Here is a 21315-nt window from a genome sequence, read left to right as displayed (position 1 = left end):
AGGCCGTTTCGGCTGTCAATGCTTTTTTTGTTGGCCGCTGACTCGAAAGTGTCTCGTGCGTCAGCGGAGGGTGGTTATAACAAATGCCCCCCTCCCCGTCAACGGGTTTGTTGTTAGTTTTTTCTCAACAGGCATAAGCTGTGACAATTGCAAGAGCGCTTTGACCTTGTGGACTGACAGTTGCCTGAACGACCAAGGGCGATGCTTGCGCATCGCCCTTAGCTTTACTGCTATTAGTACTGTTATCCGCGTATCTAGGCTTGGGCTGCTTTGAGGGCCTGGTCCAGGTCAGCGATTATGTCTTTCACGTCTTCTATGCCGATGGAAAGCCTGATGAAGTCGGGGCTTACTCCTGTCGCCAACTGCTCGGCCGGGCTCAATTGCTGGTGCGTGGTGGACGCCGGGTGTATGACGAGACTCTTGGCATCGCCTATATTGGCTAGATGGGACAGAAGCTTCACATTGTCGATGAACTTCATGCCTGCTTCCAGACCACCCTTGATACCGAAGCCTATGATGGCTCCCGTGCCATTGGGCAGATACTTCTTCGCGTTCACGTGATCTTTGTGGCTCGGCAACCCGGGGTAGTTGACCCAGCTCACCAGCGGATTCTGCTCAAGCCACTCGGCTACCTTCTGGGCATTCTCTACGTGACGCGCCATTCTGACGTGCAGTGTCTCAAGCCCTTGCAGGATCTGGAAGGCGTTGAACGGCGAAAGGCATGCGCCCATGTCACGCAGCAGCTCGACCCTCATCTTGATGATGTAGGAGATGTTCCCCAGTGCATCCCAAAATTTGAGACCGTGGTAGGAGGGATCAGGCTCAGTGAACTCCGGAAACTTGCCGTTGTTCCACGGGAAGGTACCGCCATCGACGACACAACCGCCGATACTCGTGCCGTGGCCACCCATGAATTTCGTCAGCGAATAAACGACTATGTCTGCACCGTGCTGCAGCGGCTTGAACACATACGGGGTCGCTGCCGTGTTGTCCACGATGTAAGGAATCCCTGCATCATGGGCAACCTTGGCGATTGCCTCGAAGTCATCCACGTTGTTCTTAGGGTTCCCGATCGCTTCGCTGTAAACAAGGCGGGTGTTCTCATCGATGGCTTTGCGGACGTTCTCCGGATCCGACGAGTCGACGAACTTTACGGTGATGCCGAGTTTAGGCAGGGTGTAGTGGAAAAGGTTGTAGGTCCCGCCATAGAGATAACTGGTAGAGATTATATTCTGCCCCGCGCTCGCTATGTTCAGCACTGCGTACGTGGTGGCAGCCTGACCGGATGCTACGGCAAGCGCTGCGACACCGCCATCCAGTTCCGCCACCCTTTTTTCGAGCACGTCGGTCGTCGGGTTCATCAGACGGGTGTAGATGTTGCCGAATTCCTTCAGCCCGAAAAGATTGGCCGCATGCTCGGAACTTTTGAACACGTACGAAGAGGTCTGATAGATCGGTACGGCGCGGGACAGGGTGGTGGGATCTACAGTCTGGCCGGCATGAAGCGCAAGGGTGTCAAATCCGAATTCTTTTTCTGACATAATGTCTCCCGTCCTTTCTGAAGCTGTTTCGTAAAGAATATAGAGTGTTTTCTCTATAACGAAACTTCACCCTCTCTGTCAATAATTTTGGAATTAAAACTCCACCATTTTAGTCTGGTAGCCGTCCATATAGCTCGGTGGCCCGCGAGAGCTTCGAAGCAAGCTTTCCGGTGAAGGCATCCGCCGGGCACCTCCAACTCCAGTTGCCTCCCGCGACACCCGGCACGTTCATCCTCCCGGTACTCGGCAGCTCGTGCAGGTCCTGCATCGGGATAATGGCGTAATCGGCCACGGAAGCGAGCGCACAGCGCACCATGTGCCACACGATGTCGGCGCCGTCCCGATCGAAGTAGGCCAGCACGTTCTTCTGCTCCTTCCCCTTCAACGATTGAAACCACCCCATGGTGGTGTCGTTGTCATGGGTGCCGGTGTAGACGACACATGAGCGAACGTGGTTGTGCGGCAGATACGGGTTTTCCGGGCCGGAACCGAAGGCGAACTGCAGTATCTTCATCCCCGGGAAACCGAACTGGTCGCGCAACGCCTCCACTTCCGGCGTTATGATGCCTAGGTCTTCCGCGATGATGGGGAGGTTCCCCAGCGCGTTTCTCAGGGCATGGAAGAGCGCCTCGCCCGGCCCCTTGACCCAACGGCCGTTGATTGCAGTCTTCTCCCACATCGGGACCTCCCAGAAGGCCTCGAAACCGCGGAAGTGGTCGATGCGCACCATGTCGTACAGTGAGAGGTCGTTACGCAGACGTGCGATCCACCAGCCGAATCCCTCCTGGGCCATACGGTCCCAGTTGTAGAGCGGGTTACCCCATAGTTGGCCGGTCTTGCTGAAGTAGTCAGGCGGTACACCGGCAACGACGATGGGAATTCCTTTCTCATCCAGGTGGAAGAGGTGCGGATTGGCCCAGACATCGGCTGAATCGTAGGCGACGAAGATGGGGAGATCCCCCACGATGGATATGCCGAGCACATTGGCGTACGTTTTGAGCTGCTTCCACTGGCGCGCGAATTGCCATTGCTGGTATTTCTGCTCGCCTATGGCACTCCCGAGCTTCTCGCTCCAAGTGGAAAGGGCTTCCGGCTCCCGCTTTGCCAGTGCATCAGGCCAATCCTTCCAGCTCACCTCTTTGAACTGTTCTTTCAGCGCCATGAAAAGTGCGTAGTCGTGCAGCCAGAAGGTCGTATCGCAGAATTGCCAGAACTCCTCTTTGCGTTTTTGCGGCGCCTCGGCAAAGAAGCGGGCCGCTGCCTCCTTGAGCCTTGCCGACTTGTACAGTTCTGCCGCCCCGTAATCGACGCGGGTCGAATCGAGTTCCGGCCTGGCCTCCCCGGGAAGCAGGTCACCCTCGCCCTCAAGGGCTTCCAGGTTTATGAGCAGAGGATTTCCGGCAAAGGCCGAGTAGCACGAATATGGAGAGTTGCCGTACGCGGTAGGACCAAGGGGAAGGATCTGCCACAGGGACTGTCCTGATTTGTGTAGAAAATCAACGAACCTTTTTGCTTCGTCACCGAAAGAGCCTATGCCGCCCGGCCCAGGCAAAGACGTCGGGTGCAACAGTATCCCGCTTTTTCTCTTCCTCGCCATCCACACCTCCATTGCATTGAATAAACGCTCAGAATCCTTCTGGAATTTGAGCAGACACTACTATGACACAATTCACCTGCAATGCAATGCTTCAAAGCCTTTACCGCACTTTCAACACATGATATAGTGCCGGCCATGGAAACTATAAAGACTGCATCGTTCGAATCTTTGATGGAGCTGGCTGTACCTGATGGTGACGGGTACATCTTCACCTTGGATGGCGAGACTTTCCGGATCAAGGACACACTCGAGATCACCGGGATTGCTACAAGGAAAGGTTACATCATCATCTATTGAGCAAGTGGCGGTGTGTGTGAAGGCCGGTTTCGGCGGCTCCGCTTCATGCATCTGCTGCGAGAATCTCGTCCACGCGTCGGCCATCGAGGGTCTCCTCGTCCAAAAGGGCCAGCGCCAGCGCGTCTAGTTTGCTGCGATTTGCCGTTACAAGCTCCATCGACTTCCCTTCAGCGGCACGAATCAATGCCGCGATCTCCTGATCGATAAGCCAGGCCATCTCTTCGGAGAAGGTCTTTTCCTCGGCCAGCTTCATCCCCAAAAACGGATGCTCCTCCCCGCGCGGGAAGGTCATCGCCCCGATCTTCTCGCTCATCCCCCATTGGCAGACCATCTTTTCGGCAAGCTCGGTCACGTGCTTCAGATCGCTCTGCGCTCCTGATGATACGTCGTGAAAAACGATGCGTTCGGCGACCCTTCCCCCCAAGGCGACGCAGAGCCGGTTCACCAGATATGCGCGCGGGTAGTGGTAACGGTCATCATCGGGGAGTTGTTGGGTGACGCCAAGTGCCCGCCCTCTGGGCAGAATGGTCACCTTGTGCACCGGATCCGTACTCGGCAGCAGCCTGGCAACGAGGGCATGCCCTGCCTCGTGGTACGCGGTGATCCTTTTTTCCTCATCGGAGATGACCATGCGCCGTTCCCCGCCCATGAGGATCTTGTCCTTCGCGCGCTCAAGCTCCTCGAGCCCGACAACCTGTTTGTTGTCCCTCGCGGCCAGAATGGCTGCCTCGTTGACGAGCCCCTCCAGGTCGGCGCCTGTCATACCTGGGGTCCCCTTCGCGATAATGGCGAGATCAACGTCCGGGGTGAGAGGCACCTTCCGGGTGTGCACCTTCAGGATCTTCTCCCGGTCGCGCCAGTCCGGACGCTCGATCACCACGTTGCGATCGAAGCGTCCGGGACGCAGCAGGGCCGGGTCGAGGACGTCGGGGCGGTTGGTGGCGGCGATGACCACGACCTCGGTGTGCGGGTCGAAACCGTCCATCTCCGACAAAAGCTGGTTCAGGGTCTGTTCCCGTTCGTCGTGCCCGCCGCCGAAGCCTGCGCCGCGGCTTCTGCCCACCGCGTCCAGCTCGTCGATGAAGATGATGCTCGGGAGCATCTTTCGTGCACCTGCGAAGAGGTCGCGCACGCGGCTCGCTCCGACGCCTACGAACATCTCGATGAAAGCCGAAGCGGATATGGAGAAGAAGGGGACCCCCGCCTCCCCCGCCACCGCCCTTGCGAGCAGGGTCTTCCCCGTCCCCGGAGGCCCGACGAGCAGCACCCCCTTGGGCACCTTCCCGCCGATCTGCTGGAACTTCCTTGGGTCCTTCAGGTACTCGACCACCTCGCGCAACTCCTGCTTCGCCTCCTCCATGCCGGCCACGTCGGCGAAGGTCACGTCGATACGCTCCGAGGTGTAAGCCTTCGCTCCGGAGCGGGCGAAGCCTCCCATCATGCCGGTAGGCCCCTGTTTCCGCATCCCCCTCATGACGAAAAGCCAGACCCCGATGATGATCGCCCAGGGGAGCAGGTATAGAACTATGGAACCGAAGGCGGAACTTTCGGTAGATACGACGTTCACGTCGACCCGCCGCGCGCTAAGCTCGGGCAGCAGGCTCGGGTCCTCCATTGAAGGGAGGGTGGTACTGAAGGCCGCGGCACTGACCATCTTCCCCTTTTCCTCGACCGCGGTAGCCGGGACCGAGATGGGAGTACGGAACTGTCCCTTCGCGCTCCTCCCCCTGAGGGTGAGGTTCTTCACGTTGTTGGCGGAGAGTTCCTGCCTGAACCTGCTGTAGGTGATCTCGACCCCGCGCTCTGCCGTCTGCTTCACCATCGCCCCGTAAAAGAGGTCAAGCAAGAGCACGAACAGTGCGGTGATCAGCAGCGGTCTCCAAAAGGACTGGGCCATGACCGGCTCCTGTACTCAGGGGGTAAAACGGCACCAGGGTATTCTAGCCAAGACAACAAGCATTACAAGTTTTTAATCTTTTAGCGTGGTGTGGCGAAAGGAGGAAGGGGGGTGTGTGACGGGGGTGGAACATGCCGGGCGTTGCCGGCTCAGTGCTCCAGGCGGTAGCTGCCGAAGCCGAACGGGGCCCCTTTGCCGAGGTGGGTGGCAACGCCAAGCTGCAGGAGAAGATGGAAGGGCTCGAGGTCGCCCTGAAACCGCGACACCCCAACGATACCGGCGGGACGGCCGTTCCACGAGACGAAGCGGCAGTCAGACGCAAGGGTGCGGACGTCTTCGCTGCACCGGGAAAGCCACCGGTAGTCGAGATCGGGCTCGGCCCCCTCGTAGTGATAGGCAAGGGAGGAGATCCTGCGCATGAGCGAGCGGGCGAGATGCGCGAAGGTGTAGTTTTTTAGCAGACGGCCGTCCTGAACTAGCTTTAGCGGCGTCAGGAAGCGAAGGGAGAGCGTCTCGGTCGACAGCGGCCCGGCCATGTCCGGGTCGAGCGAGCCAAGTAGCGGCAGTTCGGGGTGATCCTGCCCCGCGACCACGCTTCGCGCCCCGCCCGGAGACTCGGCTTGCACCGCGGTCACGGTCCCGCGTCTGGCCTCGATGAGAAAGCGCACCGCGGCAAGGTAGACGGCAAAATGCTGCACCGCACTCCCCACAAGCGTCAGGGTCAGCTCGCAGGCAGCACCCGCATTGGGGAGGGGTGGCAAAACGGGAAACCGGAAGATGAAAGGAAGCGGCGGCTTCTGATGGCGTCGCACCGCCTCCGGGTCCTTCGCTATCTGCTGGCCGAAGGTGGCCGGGAAGGCGCAGCGCGCAAGGGCGGTACACCCCTGACAGTCGCCCCTTTTGCAGGAGAGGGCCCTGCGGAAGGCGTCTTCAAACTCGGTACGGCCGACGAAAAAGGCGTAGGGATCGGAGACGTCGTCCCTGAGGGCGAAGCTGAACCAGAGTCTCGCGTAGTGCAGTTCCAAGCGTGCCCCTACCCTTCCGTCACGAGCCTGCGCTCGAGATGTTCCCGCACCTGCGCCAGGACCTCACGGACCGGACGTTCATCCGGGAGCATGGCGGCAAAGCGGTCCAGGATGCCGCGCTCCCTGATCAGCCGCAGCGCCTTCAGGTAGTTGATGTCGTAGATCCAGGAGACCTGCAGCAGCTTGAAATCGTTGAGACTCTTCAGGGTTGAGAGATGGACCATGCGCCCGGCGGCGACGGCGGCAAGCGGTTCGGGGGAGCAGCCTGGCAGATCGGGAAAGCCGAGTCCCGCTGCCGAGGCGCGCTCCGATTCGGGGGCGTCGAAATATCCCTCGAAGATGCCCCAGATATCAAGCTTGTCGGCGTCACGCAGAAGCCTCAGCAGGGCGTCGGTCTCGGGATGAAGCCCCGTTGGGACATGAAAGGCGTTGTGCATGCGTACCGCGGTATCGACGCGGGAGAACTCTTCACCGGAAAGGAAATGCAGCGGTGCGTGCCGCGTCATGATCTGCGCGGAGAGGTGGGCGTGGTTCAGCGATTCGCTGTCCTTGAAGGTGCCGTAGTCACGGTACTGCGGGAAGCGCCCTAGGTCGTGGCACAGGGCGGCCACTTCGGCAAGAACCAGGAAACGCTGGGGCATCCCTTGCGCCACGATGAGCGCATCGCGGCAGACGTTGCTGGTGTGCTGCTGTTTCAGGTCGTAGTTACGCTGCACCGCCGGATCGTCGGTGCGAAAGGAGTCGCAGTAGGAGGTGAACCAGTCGCGCAGTGGCGAGAGGTCCGGAAGTGCCACTTCATCATTCATCGTGCATCTTCTTGACGACGTACTCCGAGAACTCCGCCATGACCTTCGATTCGTCCCCACCCTGGTAGGAGATGATGCTGCGCAGGTGGGCAAAGGATTCGACGTCCATCTTATCGAAGGCACAGCCGATGCCGCCGGGAACGAGGCGGGCAACCGTCCCCTTCACGTTGATGACGATCGGCTCGGCGGCCGAGGATAGATAGATGGTGACCTCAACTGGAGAACCGACCGGAATCTGTTCCTCGGTCTCCATATAAAGGCCGTGTAGGCTGATGTCGGTCACATCGCCCTTTATGGCCACGCCTTCCGCCTGCAACAGCGCAGAAACCCTGAAATCAACCCGCGAGAAGTTACGCCTGTCGTTCATCATGTTCCCCTTTCGGACAGCCGGCGGAAAAAGGGGGCACGTGGCCCCCTCTTTTTTTGCCTGCTGCATGCTGCTAGTCCTCGAAGTTCCCTTCGGGCCCCTTGTCACGGGAGAGCCCCTTAGCCTGCTTGGGAAGCTGCTCCTTGGTCCACTCCGCCGGGTTCTCGATGCGCTTTCCTTTCGGGCCGAGATCGTAGGAACCGGCCTTGACGATGGCTTCGATGGCGAGCGGAGCGGTGTCGGCCGAATTGAAGACGTTGGTGATGAGGTTGTAGGCGAAGTCCTCAACCCTCTTGCACATCCGCTCGCGCACTTCCTTCGTCTGAGCCAGGAGCTTGTTCTCGAACTGGAGGTTCAGGTTCTTGTAATCACCCTTCTTCCACCCCTTGGAATCGGCGAAGGCGACCATCTCAGCCCAGAGCTCCTCGCTCATCCCCTCGCCCTTCACCTTGATGAAGTTGCCGTTCGCGTCGAGGTTGGCGTTGCCGTACTCGTTCACCTCGAGCCCCCAGGAGATGAACTGCAGCGCGGTGGCCACGTTCGCCTTGGTGGTGCGGGTGTTCTGTGCAATCTGGCGCAGCCTCTCGTAGCTGTTTCCAGAGGTGCCGTGCTGGGCGCCGTTCACGCCGTATGCCTTGATCGCCTCGTGGATCTCGGCGGTGAGCTCAACCTGGATGCCGGCGTCAGAGGCTTCGATGCCGTGCGTGGTGCCGTTGTTGAGGGCGATCCAGTCCGGGAAGATGTCATGCGCGTTCAGGCCGCGGATCAGGAAAAGCGCCTCGGGGACGGTGGAGAGCCCCTCCTTGCCCTTGATCTCGCCGACCTCGGTCTCGAGACCGGCCCAAGCCGGGATCACGCTGTTCAGCTCGAGGTTGGCGAGGAGGTTCTCCTCGTCCGGCAGGTGGGACGCGTCGATGGCGATGGAGGTGATGCCGGCGTCGAACATGCTCGGGATCTCGACCTTGGCGGACTTCACGTCCCCCTCGCCCTTGATGCCGTAATGGTCGGCGTGGATGGCAACCGGAATGGTGATGCCAAGCTCGTTGGCTACGGCGTCGACCTGGCGCGCCATGTTCCAGTAGTTGACCGGGCAGTAGGCCTTTTGCCCACCTTCGCTCTTGGCAATCTCGATGAGGACGGCAGCGTTGGCCCTCTGGGCCGCGGCGAGCACGCCGCGGATGACGAAGTGGTTGCGGCCGTTGGCGGCCAGGGCCAGGGCGTGTCCCTTGGCGTTCATGGCGCGGTCGATGACCTTGCCGCTTACGAGCAGTGCTTTGGAGTTAGGGAAGAGTTTCGCTACGTTGGGGGGGCGCCCGACTTCAAGCGCTTTGACGAAATCTGAAGATAATGCAGTCATATCTCCTCCTTTTGGTGGGAATAGCAATTCATGGCAAAAAGCCGCTTCCTTATAGCATCTTAATCATGCAAAGGCAAGAGCCTTCGCTACCGATCCAGGATGAACTCGGTGGACCCTCCTCCGCGGAACTGGGCACTCCCCAGGTACTCGCCACTCCAGTAGAGTGAGGCTTCGCCCGGAGGGAGGCCGGACTCGACTGCGGCGAAAGTGAAGCGTGCCGGAAGCCTGTCCCCGGTGGCGGCGATGACGGCTAGCGGGTAACGGGCGAGGACCGGGAAATCGCCCCGCACCGTTTCCGCGCTCATCGGTTGCGCCGCGCTGCCGCGCGACACGAAGCACTGCACCCCCTTATCGCGCGGCGGAAGCTTCGCGTGCAGCAAAAGCTCGCCGCGCCCCTCACCGGAGAGGCGAAGGTCGTAGCTCGGAGTCCAGCGCTCATCGCGCATCAGGTAGGAGACCCGCGCCCTGCTCCCGGTCACCCAGATGCGCGCCGAGGCCACCCCCTTGCCGGCGGTCGCGATCTCCCGCTCCACGGCGTCGAGGGCCGAGCGGCATTTGCGCTTGCTGCGCAGTACCGCCTCCATCTGGCTCAAGGCGAAGTCGGTACCCTGCTGCAGGGCGGCGACCGGATCGGGGTTAGTCTTGGTCCTGCGCGGCGCCTTGCCGCTTTGCGACTTGGCCGCTGCGCTGAAGATCTCCTCGCGCCGGTCAAGCGCGGCCATCCGGTCGAGCAGTTCACCCCGGCGCTCCTTGAGCCGCGCCAGTTCGCCGGAGCGGCGCCGGTCCTGTTCGGCCGGCACCAGTTCTACCCGCAGCACCGTCCCACCGGGGGCCTTCACCCTGAGCGAGCCGGGGGCAAAGCTCTCGGGAAGAGGTAGCTCCGCGTAGCCGCCGGGGGCACCCACTTCCTGCTCCACCCGGGCTCCGTCGGTGAAGTAAGTGACGCTCTTCGTCCCGGCGCACGCCTGCCGGCAGAGCAGGGACGAAAGAAGGAGAACGGCGAGCGGGAGAAGGCGCATGCGGCACCTCGCTGACGGCTTGGGATGAAAAGACAGAGGACAACTTTACAGTCCCCATCGAGCCATTGCAAGGAGCCGCGCCGCTTACTTCTCTACATCCAGAAGCTCCACTTCAAAGACCAGGGTCGCGTTGGGGGGAATCACCCCGCCGGCGCCGTTCGCCCCGTAGCCAAGTTGCGGCGGGACGACGAGCTTCCTCTTGCCGCCGACCTTCATGGACATCACCCCTTCGTCCCACCCGGGGATCACCTCGCCCGCGCCGATCCGGAAGACGAAGGGCTGGCCGCGGTCGAGCGAGCTGTCGAACTTGGTGCCGTTCTCGAGTGTCCCGGTGTAATGGACGGTGACGCTCTTGCCCGAGGTGGGCGACGCGCCGGTCCCCACCACGAGATCGGTGTAGGAAAGGCCGGAAGCGGTGGTCACCGCACCGGCTGCACTTTTCTTTTCTGTCTTTTCGGCTGCCGCCGGCTTGGTCGGTTCCTTCTGGGAGCAGGCGGGTATGGCCACCGCCGCCATGAGCAGCAGCAGCACGAGGAACTTCTCAACGTTACGCATCAATCTCCTCCGTCAGGTGTGATTAATCGTTTTAATCCAGCAGGTGGACAAAGAGTCCGCTTCTGAGCTTCGGTTCGAACCAGGTAGACTTCGGCGGCATGATCTTGTCCTCGTCCGCGAGCGACATGAGCTCCTCGATCGAGGTCGGGAACAGGGAGAAAGCGACCATGTACTCGCCGGAGTTCACCACCCGCTCCAGCTCCTCGACGCCGCGGATCCCGCCCACGAAGTGGATGCGCTGGTCGGTGCGCGGGTTGCGCACGCCCAAAACCGGGCTCAAGAGGTTGTCCTGCAGGATGGATACGTCCATGGAGGCGACGGGATCGTTTTCCGGGAAGGAGTCCTCGCGCGGGACGAGCACGTACCATTTCCCCCCCAGGTACATGCCGAACTGGTGCCGCTCGCCGGGCTGCACCGCGCCGGAGACCGGGGTCGCCTCGAAGCGTTCGCCGACGCGCGCCATGAACTCGGCGAAGCTGCGGCCGTTCAGGTCCTTCACCACCCGGTTGTAGGGCATGATGGTCATCTCGTTGTCCGGGAAGATGACGGTGAGGAAGAAGTTGTACTCCTCGCTGCCGGTGTGGTTCTGGTTGGCGTCCTTTCTCAGGTCGCGCACCCGGCTCGCCGCGGCGCTGCGGTGGTGGCCGTCGGCAACGTAGAGGGTCGGGATCGCGGCGAAGCTTGCGGTCAGGGAGTCGATGAGCGCCTGGTCCGCGATGTCCCACAGGGTATGGGAGACGCCGTCGTCGGTGGTGAAGTCGTAAAGCGGCTCACCCTTGGTTACCTGGTCGATGGTCGCGGTGATGGCCGGGGCGTTGCGGTAGGTGTAGAAGACCGGCTCGTCGTTCGCGTTCAGCGCGTCGATATGCTTTACGCGGTCCTCCTCCTTGTCCGCCCTGGTCAGTTCGTGCTTCTTGATGGTGCCGCTTTGGTAGTCGTCGACCCCGGCGCAGACCACGAGGCCGGTCTGGGTGATGTTGCCCATCTTCTGGCGGTACACGTAGTAGCGCTCGGTGTCGTCCTGCAGCAGCACCCCTTCCTTCATGAACTTCGCGAGGTTCTCGCGTCCCTGCACGTAGACCGGGTCCGAGTGCACGTCGATATCTTCCGGGAGATCGATCTCCGGGCGGGAGATGTGCAGAAAGCTCGCCGGATTGCCGGCCGCCATCGCCATGGCCTCCTGCGTGTTCATCACGTCATAGGGAAGAGCGGCGACCTTCTCCGCCAGGTCCTTCTTGGGGCGCACCGCCTTGAACGGCTTGATAAATGCCATAACTGCTCCTGTCTTTTAATTCTCGTTCTACAATCTATGTTCTAGGTTCTATGTTCTACGTTCTAGGTTGTCTCTGTTTCAGGTACCGCACTCTCATCGGCTTGAAACGGCGTCGGCTTAAAAGTATCGCTTCGCGCCGACGAACCTCTTCTGAAAGTAGGATTCGTCCATGGAGCTCACCTTGATGTCGTCGCCGCGACGCGGGGCGTGCACGAAACGGCGGTTGCCGACGAAGATGCCCACGTGGTTGATCTCGTCCGGGGAGCCCCCGAAGAAAACCAGGTCGCCGTCCTTCAACTCCTCGCGCCCGACGGCGTCACCCACCCGGTACTGCTCGCGCGAGGTGCGCGGGATGTTGACGCCGCACAGGTTGTAGACGGCGCGCACGAAGCCGCTGCAGTCCATGCCGTCCACCACGGTGTCCCCGCCCCAACGGTACGGGATACCGACGAAACGCTCGGCGGTCCGGGCGGCGATCCCGCCCATGTCGCTGCGGTCGCGCTTCACCGGCTCTTCCTTCTTCTTCGCGGGCTTCGCCGGCTTGGTGATCGAGGGGGACGGCGCCTTTTCGATCACGGTCTCGCGCAGCGCGGCGCTGCGCTCGGGTTGTGGCGCGGCGATGAAGTAGGAGCCGATGGTCCTCTCCTTCACGAGCTTCTGCGCCGCCTTGCGCGCATCGTCGCGACGGGGGAAGTCCCCGAAGCGCACGGCGTAGATGCCGTTTTCCCTTTTGAAGTAGAAGGCCTCGATGCCCTGTTCCTGGAGTTTTTTGGTCAGCCGCTCGGCGTTTCTCACGTCGGAGAAGGCGCCCACCTGGATGGCGAAGCCAACGCTCGTGAGCCCCGCACGCTGGGCGGCGCAGCCGGTGGCCGCGGGGGCCAGCAGCAATAGATATATGACTAAAAGTCTTACCGTCTTAAGCATTATCGTTCCTTGTCAGGGCTCCCGCCCCGGAAACCCGCCCCTAGATGTCGCTCGTCTCGCGGCGCACGCCCATGAGGTAGGGGACCACGAAGTCGTCCAGAGCGCCGTCCAGCACGTTGTCGGGGTTGCCGCTCTCTACGCCGGTGCGCAGGTCCTTCACCATCTTGTAGGGATGCAGCACGTAGGAGCGGATCTGGCTACCCCAGCCGATTTCCTTCTTCTCACCGGCAATATCGGCCGCCTTGGCCTCGCGCTCCCTGAGTTCCAACTCGTAGAGCTTGGAGCGGAGCACCTTCATCGCGGTCGCCTTGTTCATGTGCTGGCTCCGCTCGCTCTGGCAGGCCACCACGGTGCCGGTGGGGAGGTGGGTGATCCTGATCGCGGAGTCGGTGGTGTTGACGTGCTGACCGCCGGCCCCCGAGGAGCGGTAGGTGTCGACCCTCAGGTCGCTCTCCGATATCTTGATGTCGATGTCCTCTTCCTCCAGGATCGGGAAGACGAACACGGAGGCGAACGAGGTGTGACGCCGGGCGGAGCTGTCAAAGGGCGATATGCGCACCAGGCGGTGGATCCCCGCCTCCGCCTTCAGGTACCCGTAGGCGAACTCGCCGGTCGCCGCGAAGGTAACCCCCTTGACCCCGGCCCCATCCCCTTCCTGGTAGTCGGTGATCTCGGTCTTCCACCCCTTCTTCTCGCAGTAACGCAGGTACATGCGCAGGAGCATCTCGGCCCAGTCCTGCGACTCCGTCCCGCCTGCACCGGAGTTGATGGAAACGAAGGCGCCCGAGGCGTCGTGCGGCCCGGAGAGCATGCGACGGAATTCCGCCTGGCTCACCCCGGTCTCCAGTTGCGCGTTCATGGCGCGCACCTCGGCAAGGGTCGCCTCGTCCTCTTCCTCGCTCCCCAGCTCGATCAGTTCCTTGATGTCGCCGGCCTGCCGCTCGAGCGATTCCCAGGTGGTGACGTCCTTCTCCATGGCCATCCTGGCCTTGAGGACCTTCTGGGCATTCTCGGCGTCGTTCCAAAAATCGGGGCGGGCGGTCACCTCCTCGAGCTCCTGCATCCGCTCCCTCTTGTCATCTACGTCAAAGAGACCCCCGGAGGTTGTTGATACGCTCCACGAGCTCTTCTATCTTGGCTATTTCTTCTCTGAACATCGGTACGGCTCCTCATGTCGCATCGCCTTCAGGCGATATTGGTTGTTGTCAAAAATCAGTCCCGCCCTCTACGACGGTAGCATGCGACCGCCATCCCCGCGCTCCCGGAGAGACAAAGCAGCGCGAAGAGATCGCCGAAACGGGTATAGAAGGTCCCCCGCGCGCCGGTGCGGATCTCCCCGGCCAGGGTTCCCTCCTGGAACAGCGGCGTCACCCCACGGATGTGCCCCTTGCTGTCGATCACCGCGCTGATCCCGGTGTTGGCGGCACGCACCAGGGGGACCCGGTTCTCCACGGCCCGGAACACGGTCATGGAGAGATGCTGGTACGGTGCCGAAGTGCGCCCGAACCAGGCATCGTTGGTGATGTTCACCAGGAGCCCGCCACCCTGCGCGACGTAGGCACGGGCGATTTCAGGGAAGATCCCCTCGAAGCAGACGAGCACGCCGAGCTTTCCCGCGGAAGAGGCGAGCACCTGGCCACTTTTGCCCGGAGAGAAATCGCCGATCCCGGTAACCAGCTTGTTCACGAACGGCAAAAGCGGAGCAAGCGGCACGTACTCGCCGAAGGGGACCAGGTGCACCTTGTCGCTTCGTCCGGCCACGACACCCTGTTCGGTGACGAGAAAGGCGCTGTTCAGATAGCGCACCTTCCCCCCCTCCTCTTCAAAGGCGGGGCTTCCCACCACGATAGGGCTCTTCAGTTCCCTGGCGAGTTTCTTGAGCCGCTCCGCATAGGCGGGCTCCTGCTGCAGGAAAAACGGCAGGGCGCTCTCGGGCCAGATCACGAGCGTCCCGGGTTCGCGGCACCCCTCGCGGGTCAGCCGCTCGTAGGTCTTCACGGTGGCGTCCTGCCAGGCCGGGGACCACTTGACGTCCTGCGGGATGTTCCCCTGCACCATGAGCACCCGCTGCGTCACACCTTTATCGGCACGGGTGAGCCGGGCGACGCCGTACACCATGGTGGCGGCAAGAAGCAGCAGCAGCATGATGAGCGCGCGCACCGGGTAGGGCTTTTTATGCCGCATGGAACCCCAGATCCGGTAAAAGACCACGTTGGCGAAGGCGACCAGGAAGCTCACCCCGTACACGCCGGTCAGGTCGCTGATCTGGATGAGCGGCAGGGTGCGGTATTGCGAGTACCCGAGGTTCGCCCACGGAAAACCGGTGAACGCATAGGAGCGGACCGCCTCCCCCGTGACCCACAGAAGCGGAAAGGAGCAAAGAAGCGGGATGCCGTTCTCCTCGCAGCGCCGCACCATCCACATGACCGCAGCCGGGTAGAGCGCAAGGTAGCCTGCGAGCAGGAGAAAGAGCGTGCCGCTCACGCTCCAGTGCAGCTTGCCGTACCCCATCATCACCACGTTCAGCCAGTACAGAAGCGCCGTGTAAGCGGCGCTGCCGGCGACGAACCCGAGCCGGAACCCGGTCCTTTGGGAGACGCCGTCGGCGGCGACAAACAGCGGCACGAAGGCGATCCACGCCAGCACCGAAATGCCGGGAAGCGGAAAGGAAACCGCGAGCAGCGCACCCGAGCAAAGCGCCAGCAGATAGCGCCCCGCGGTCGTCGCGCCGGGGTTCACCGTAATGCCGGTCACGACTCCTCGGACTCCCGTTCCAGCTCTTCTTTACGGGCGATGTGCACCTTCGCGATGCGGCGTTCGTCCGCTTCGAGCACGGTGAGGATCAGGGTCTCGCTCTCGATCACCTCGCCCGCCAGCGGGATGCGGCCGGTCAGGTGGAAGATGAGCCCCCCCACCGTCTCGAAGTTGTCCTTCTCGATGGAGACGTGAAAGTGCTCCTCCACCTCCTCGATGGTGAGCCTGCCGTCGGCGACGATGGAGCCGTCCCCCTGCACCGAGAGGCGCTCGGTCTCGAGGTCGTACTCGTCCTGGATGTCCCCCACGATCTCCTCGAGCAGGTCTTCGATGGTGACGAGCCCCGCGGTGCCGCCGTACTCGTCGATGACCACCGCCATGTGGACGCGCCGCTTCTTGAAGTCGTGCAGCAGCTCCTCCAGGTTCTTGGTCTCCGGGACGAAGAAGGGGGCACGGATCAGCTTCCGCAGTTCGATGGCGTCGTCCGGCTCGCCCCAGTACCTCAGGAGGTCCTTCGCATAGATGAGGCCGATGACGTTGTCGATGGTCCCTTCGTAGACCGGCAGGCGCGAGTGGCCGGAGGCGATGATCGATTTCAGCACCTCGCTCACCTCGTCCTGGATGGAAACGCAGGACATCTCCATGCGCGGCAGCATGATCTCGCGCACCATCGAGTCACCCAGGGTGAGGATGGAGCGGATCATCGCGTTCTCCTCCTGGTTGATGACCCCTTCTTCCTCGCCGGCGTCCATGATCTCCTGGATCTCGACCCCGGTGACCCTCTTTTTGCCGTACAAGAGCCGGGTCAGGGATTCGATGAGCCCCTGTCCCTTGCGTCCGCTACCTTCTTCCAAGGATGTTTCTCCTTACTGTTGCTGCGTTGTCGGTCAAGACTTTCACCCGAAGGCGCGGAACAGCAGATGCACTGCCACGGTGATCGCCACCCCGACGAGCCCACCCGCCACGACTTCCCTGGGACGGTGGATCCTCAAAAGAAGACGCGAGTGGCTCACCATGGCGGCGAGGATGAAACAAAAAACCGCTATGAGCGGGTCCTGGGTGTGCAGCGCGACCGAGGTGGCGATGCAAAAGCCGACCGCCGAGTGCCCGCTCACGCCACCCCCCTCGAGCGGGGTCCCGGTGCCGCCGCGCGCCTTCATGATCACCACGACGATGAGCACGAGGACCACCGAAACCACCATCCCCGTCTCCGATTCGGTACCGATCATCTCGAGCCCCGCTTTCTGCCAGGGAAGCACGTACCTGGCGAGCACCAGGTACCCCATGATGGCGGTGCCGAAGGCCGCCACGAGCACGGCGCCCGCGGCGACGTCTTTGGCGAGCTTTGCCAGCGGGTGGTACCCGGGCGAAATCATGTCCACCACGATTTCGACCGCCGTGTTCATGAGTTCGGCGAAGAGGACGAAGCTGACCGCCAGGGCGAGCAGCATGAACTCCATGGAGGAGACCCGCAGCAAAAGGGTGGTGAAGAGCACGGCGAGCGCCGCCAGGAAGTGGTAGCGCATGTGCTTTTGCGTGCGCGTCGCGTGGAGTATCCCCTCGATCGCGCAGTTCACCGAGTCGATGAAGCGGGTCGGCTTCATGCTACCGTTTTCCCAGGCTAGACAAGCCCTTCCTCGACGAGCAGGGCGAAGATCTCACGCTCTTTCGCCTCCATGCGCGCGGCCTCGGCCTCACCGCTTCTTTCGTGGTCGTATCCGGTGATGTGCAGGATGCCGTGCATAAGCAGGAAGTACAGGCGGCCCAGAAAAGTGTCGCCGGACTCCTCGGCCTCGCGCGCCGCGGTGTCCACGGAGATCACCACGTCCCCCAGCACCTCCGGGTTGATGGCCCCGAACTCCCCTTCCTGCATGGCAAAGGAGATCACGTTGGTCGCCTTGTCACGCCCCAGGTACTCACGGTTCAGGACCCGGATGGCCCGGTCCCCGACGATGCTCACCGAGAGTTCCGCCTCAGGACATCCCAAGACGTCTAAGATCCTCTGTGCCACCCTTCGCAGGTCCGTCTTCACGACCGGCATCCGCCTTTGGCGGTTCGCTATCGATATCTTCTTGCTTCCTGGCAATCGTCTTCTCCTTGTAGGCGGGCTCGGGGTAATCGATACGCTGATGGTAGATTCCCACGAGTATCTGGTTGAAGCTCTTGGCTATCTCGTGCAGGTTTTTGAGCGTCAGTTCGCACTCGTCCAACTGCCCGTCGATGAAGATGTTGTTGATGATCTTCTGCACGAGCCCCTGGATCCTCGCCGGTGTCGGATCGGCAAGCGTGCGCGAGGCGGCCTCGACGCAGTCCGCCAAGAGCACGAGCCCCGCCTCCCTGGTCTGCGGTTTGGGCCCCGGGTAACGGAAGTCGCGTTCCTCCACAGGGGGGGTACCCGGCGTCTCCAGCCCCTTCGCCTTCAGATAGAAGTAGTTGATAAGCGAGGTGCCGTGGGACTGACGGATGATCTCGATGATCGGCTGCCCCAGGCGGTGCTCCTTGGCGAGCTCCACGCCGTCCTTCATGTGCGAGATCAGGATGAGTGCACTCATGCTCGGAGAGAGCTTGTCGTGGCGGTTCTCCCCATCGTGGATGTTCTCGATGAAGTACTGCGGCTTCTTCAACTTGCCGACGTCGTGGTAGTAGGCGGCGACGCGGGCTAGCAGCGGGTTCGCGTTGATCACCTCGGCGCCGGCCTCGACCATGTTGCCGACCAGGACGCTGTGGTGGTAGGTCCCGGGGGCCCGGATCATCAGCTCGCGCAACAGCGGCGAGTTGAGGTTCGCAAGCTCCAAAAGCTTTACGTCGGTGGTGTACTGGAACAGCGCCTCGATGAGCGGAATCATGCCGGACACGTAGGCCGCGTTGATGATGCCGCCTAAAAAGGCGAAGACGATGCCGTAAACCGGTTGCAGCGAGATCGGGCTGTCGTTGTAGACGTGGAAACAGAAGGCGAGCGCCATGTTCACCGCGCTGACCTTGAGACCCGCGCTGTAGATGGTCCCCCGGTCCTTGCACTGGCGCACGCCGTGAGCGCCGACGATGCCCCCCAGAAGTGCGTAGACGACGACCTGGAGCGAGTTGTTCAGCATGATCCCGGTCAGGGGCGCTGTGATGGCGCAGTAGACCAGGGCGACCTCGGAGTTCAGGATGATCCTGACGACGATGGCGGAGGCCGCGAAGGGGAAAAGGTAGAAGTAGTTCGCCGTGTCGATGGAAGGGAAGAGCCCCCCCATGGCGGTGGAAACGGTGGAGACCAGCTTCAGCACCCCGAAGTTCACCACGGTGAGAAGGGACAGTAGCAGGATGTCCTTGTTGCTCGGGTTGAATTTCCTGATGTTCTTGCGACCGAAGCGGAAGGGGGCGTAACAGAGCACCAGGATGAGCCCGAAGATGCCGAGGCCGGTGAGGATCGGGGCGCTGTTGCGCGCACTGAAGACCCGCTCCAGCTTCATGGCCTGCTCTGAGGTGACCCGCTCACCGACACGGACCAGCATCTCGCCCCGCTTCATCTTAAAGAGGACAGGACGCACCGCTGCGCGCGCCTGGCTCTTCTTCTCGTCGGTGCCGTTGCGGTCGAAGGTGAGGTTCGGGGCGATCATGCGCAGCGCGAGCCCCTTCAGGGTCTCGAGGTCACGGGGAGCAGCACCCTGGGTAAGGGTCAGCTCTAAAAAGGCGCGGCGCGCCCCGGCGAGATCGAGGCTGGCGGAGTAGTCCCCTCCCGCCACGTCCTGCTTGGTCGTCTCGTCCACCACCACGATGCCGTGGCGCAGGTCCGCGGCGAAGTGCCCCCTGTCCGCCACGATGCGCTGCCGGTACAAGGGGGCTAGCTGCCGCCCGAGGTCGGAGAGGAAGGCACGCTGCTGCCTCACCCGCGAGAGCGCGGCCAGCTCCTGCGCAGAGACGTCCACGCCGACCGCCGCGATCACCGCCTTGCGCCTCGCCTCGCCGTGCAGGGTGGCGTCGTCCATCAGCTCGAGGGCGTCCTCCAGGCGGCGCACCAGGTCGATGTTGCCGTTGGGTGCGAGCGTATAGACGAAGGGGGCGGCAGCCTCGGCCTCGGCACGCTTCTTCTCGGTGAGGAGCAGGTCCTCGATGAGGTAGTCCTGCGTGGCGCGGATGTCGGAGGTCGCAATATCCCCCTCCCGGTAGTGCACCGAGAGGAACTGCGGGCTCGGGATGATGAACAGGGTGAGGAATAAGGCGGTGAGGAAGAGCATGATGAAGCGGCTGCGCTTCTCATAACGGTCGCAGGAGAAACCTTGGGCGACCGCTTCCATCCAGCTGTCACACAACCGGATCAGCGAGCTCTTCTGATTTGTCTGTTTATCGCCGCTTTCAGTGGGCATTATTTCAATGGTTCCCGTGTCGTAAGGACAGAGACTGCAAGGCTAGCAGCAAGGGCACAATATATCCCTTTTATTCGATTACTGTCAATCTAAACGAAAACTCGGGAACCGCTGTCACGACGGCAAGTTAGCAAATTTTTACAAAAGTTCCTTCCCTTTGAGGCACGTTATGTTATATAACGGAACTCCATTAAGACGGGCGGTGCCGCCCGTTCACAATCCAAAATCCATTGCAGGGAGGGGAGAGATGAGCCAGATAACCGACGTTTACGCCAGAGAAATCCTTGATTCCAGGGGAAACCCGACACTCGAGGTCGAAGTGTTCCTGGATTCCGGTGCCATGGGTAGAGCAGCGGTTCCTTCAGGCGCATCTACCGGCGAGCGCGAGGCCCTTGAGCTGCGCGACGGCGACAAGGGGCGCTATCTCGGCAAGGGCGTTGAGAAGGCCGTCTCCAACGTCAACGACATCATCGCCGACGAGATCACCGGCATGGACGCCACCGACCAGGTAGGTATCGACAAGAAGATGCTCGAACTCGACGGTACCGAGTTCAAGAGCCGTCTGGGCGCCAACGCGATCCTCGGCGTCTCGCTCGCCGTGGCCAAGGCCGCAGCCGACGAGGTCGGTCTGCCGCTGTACCAGTACATCGGCGGCGCCAACGCCAAGGAACTGCCGCTGCCCATGATGAACATCATCAACGGCGGCGCGCATGCCGACAACAACGTCGACATCCAGGAATTCATGATCATGCCGGCGGGTGCGAAGAGCTTCAAGGAGGCGCTCCGCATGGGCGCCGAGATCTTCCACGCCCTCAAGTCGGTCCTGAAGGGTAAGGGCTACAACACCGCGGTGGGGGACGAGGGTGGCTTCGCGCCGAACCTCAAATCCAACGAGGAGGCGCTCCAGGTGATCATGGAGGCCATCGTGAAGGCGGGCTACAAGCCGGGTGAGGAAGTCGTCCTCGCCCTCGACGTCGCCTCTTCCGAGCTCTTCGAAAACGGGGTGTACACCCTGGAGAACGAGGCGGAGTCGAAGAAGACCGCCGACCAGATGGTCGACTTCTACGAGAACCTCGTCAACAAGTACCCGATCATCTCCATCGAGGACGGCATGGCCGAAAACGACTGGGACGGCTGGAAGAAACTCACCGACCGCCTCGGCAAGCGCATCCAGATCGTGGGCGACGACCTCTTCGTGACCAACCCCTCCATCCTTAAAGAAGGGATCAAGAAGGGGATCGCGAACTCCATCCTGATCAAGCTGAACCAGATCGGCACCCTGACCGAAACCCTCGACGCCATCGAGATGGCCAAGCGTGCCGGTTACACCTGCGTCATCTCGCACCGCTCCGGCGAGACCGAGGACGTGACCCTCGCCGACCTTTCCGTCGCGGTCAACGCCGGCCAGATCAAGACCGGTTCGCTCTGCCGCACCGACCGCGTCGCCAAGTACAACCAGCTCCTGAGGATCGAGGACGAACTCGACGAGGTCGCCATCTTCAGGGGACACGAGGTGTTCTACAACGTGAAGAAGTAGGGGCTGATCGCTCCCGC

Annotated in this window: 18 protein-coding genes; 1 reads left to right on the top strand and 17 read right to left on the bottom strand. The window is 61.7% G+C overall.

From position 1 onward, the window contains the following. Positions 1–254: 254 nt before the first annotated feature. The 17 genes from E4633_RS20385 to E4633_RS20305 form a co-directional block, all read right to left on the bottom strand. The gene (locus E4633_RS20385; RefSeq protein ID WP_135873203.1) at positions 255–1541 is read right to left on the bottom strand and encodes a homocysteine synthase; all 1287 of its coding nucleotides are present in this window, start codon (positions 1539–1541) and stop codon (positions 255–257) included. Between the two features lie 109 nt (positions 1542–1650). After that, positions 1651–3138 (bottom strand): 4-alpha-glucanotransferase, encoded by a 1488-nt coding sequence (gene malQ, locus E4633_RS20380; protein WP_135873201.1) that lies wholly within the window; start codon positions 3136–3138, stop codon positions 1651–1653. Between the two features lie 340 nt (positions 3139–3478). Next, positions 3479–5332 carry an ATP-dependent zinc metalloprotease FtsH gene (gene ftsH, locus E4633_RS20375; protein WP_135873199.1) on the bottom strand — a complete coding sequence of 618 codons (1854 nt, stop codon included), beginning with the start codon at positions 5330–5332 and terminating at the stop codon, positions 3479–3481. 149 nt (positions 5333–5481) lie between these two features. Then, positions 5482–6357 (bottom strand): CRISPR system precrRNA processing endoribonuclease RAMP protein Cas6, encoded by an 876-nt coding sequence (gene cas6 / locus E4633_RS20370; protein WP_135873197.1) that lies wholly within the window; start codon positions 6355–6357, stop codon positions 5482–5484. Between the two features lie 8 nt (positions 6358–6365). Beyond that, positions 6366–7163, bottom strand: coding sequence for an HD domain-containing protein (locus tag E4633_RS20365; RefSeq protein ID WP_135873195.1), 798 nt, complete (start codon positions 7161–7163; stop codon positions 6366–6368). Then, complete coding sequence (locus tag E4633_RS20360) at positions 7156–7530, bottom strand: PilZ domain-containing protein (RefSeq protein WP_135873193.1); 375 nt, start codon at positions 7528–7530, stop codon at positions 7156–7158. Before E4633_RS20360 ends, E4633_RS20365 begins: the two co-directional genes overlap by 8 nt. Positions 7531–7603: 73 nt before the next feature. Then, complete coding sequence (locus tag E4633_RS20355) at positions 7604–8887, bottom strand: class II fructose-bisphosphate aldolase (protein WP_135873192.1); 1284 nt, start codon at positions 8885–8887, stop codon at positions 7604–7606. Positions 8888–8973: 86 nt separating this feature from the next. After that, on the bottom strand, positions 8974–9906 hold the full coding sequence (locus E4633_RS20350) for a hypothetical protein (RefSeq protein WP_135873190.1): 933 nt from the start codon (positions 9904–9906) through the stop codon (positions 8974–8976). Between the two features lie 84 nt (positions 9907–9990). Further along, on the bottom strand, positions 9991–10461 hold the full coding sequence (locus tag E4633_RS20345; protein ID WP_135873188.1) for an FKBP-type peptidyl-prolyl cis-trans isomerase: 471 nt from the start codon (positions 10459–10461) through the stop codon (positions 9991–9993). A 31-nt stretch (positions 10462–10492) separates the two neighbouring features. Then, positions 10493–11734: a DUF1015 domain-containing protein gene (locus E4633_RS20340; RefSeq protein ID WP_135873186.1), complete on the bottom strand. Its 1242-nt coding sequence runs from the start codon at positions 11732–11734 to the stop codon at positions 10493–10495. A 117-nt stretch (positions 11735–11851) separates the two neighbouring features. Then, the gene (locus E4633_RS20335; RefSeq protein WP_135873184.1) at positions 11852–12658 is read right to left on the bottom strand and encodes an NlpC/P60 family protein; all 807 of its coding nucleotides are present in this window, start codon (positions 12656–12658) and stop codon (positions 11852–11854) included. A gap of 40 nt (positions 12659–12698) precedes the next feature. Continuing rightward, a protein-coding gene (gene prfB / locus E4633_RS20330) for a peptide chain release factor 2 (protein ID WP_135873182.1) occupies positions 12699–13815 on the bottom strand; the annotation gives its coding sequence in 2 pieces (ribosomal slippage) (positions 12699–13745 and positions 13747–13815; 1116 coding nt in all). A 55-nt stretch (positions 13816–13870) separates the two neighbouring features. Beyond that, positions 13871–15412 carry an apolipoprotein N-acyltransferase gene (lnt, locus tag E4633_RS20325; RefSeq protein ID WP_135873180.1) on the bottom strand — a complete coding sequence of 514 codons (1542 nt, stop codon included), beginning with the start codon at positions 15410–15412 and terminating at the stop codon, positions 13871–13873. Continuing rightward, positions 15409–16266 (bottom strand): hemolysin family protein, encoded by an 858-nt coding sequence (locus E4633_RS20320; RefSeq protein WP_135873178.1) that lies wholly within the window; start codon positions 16264–16266, stop codon positions 15409–15411. The genes lnt and E4633_RS20320 overlap by 4 nt, the downstream gene beginning before the upstream one ends. A 42-nt stretch (positions 16267–16308) precedes the next feature. Continuing rightward, positions 16309–17016: a diacylglycerol kinase gene (locus E4633_RS20315; RefSeq protein ID WP_135873176.1), complete on the bottom strand. Its 708-nt coding sequence runs from the start codon at positions 17014–17016 to the stop codon at positions 16309–16311. Between the two features lie 17 nt (positions 17017–17033). Beyond that, positions 17034–17453, bottom strand: a complete 420-nt coding sequence (ybeY, locus tag E4633_RS20310) for an rRNA maturation RNase YbeY (protein WP_135873173.1) — start codon at positions 17451–17453, stop codon at positions 17034–17036. Further along, a complete protein-coding gene (locus tag E4633_RS20305; protein WP_135873172.1) occupies positions 17386–19761 on the bottom strand; it encodes an HD family phosphohydrolase in 2376 nt (791 codons plus the stop codon). The genes ybeY and E4633_RS20305 overlap by 68 nt, the downstream gene beginning before the upstream one ends. Positions 19762–20008: 247 nt before the next feature. On the opposite strand from E4633_RS20305, the gene eno reads away from it, so the two are divergent. Next, positions 20009–21298, top strand: a complete 1290-nt coding sequence (gene eno / locus E4633_RS20300; protein WP_135873170.1) for a phosphopyruvate hydratase — start codon at positions 20009–20011, stop codon at positions 21296–21298. Positions 21299–21315: the final 17 nt, after the last annotated feature.

The sequence above is a fragment of the Geomonas terrae genome, from assembly GCF_004791675.1.
Lineage (GTDB): Bacteria > Desulfobacterota > Desulfuromonadia > Geobacterales > Geobacteraceae > Geomonas > Geomonas edaphica.
The sequence above is the reverse complement of the archived record's forward strand: the minus strand, read 5'-3'. Positions and strand labels throughout refer to the sequence as shown.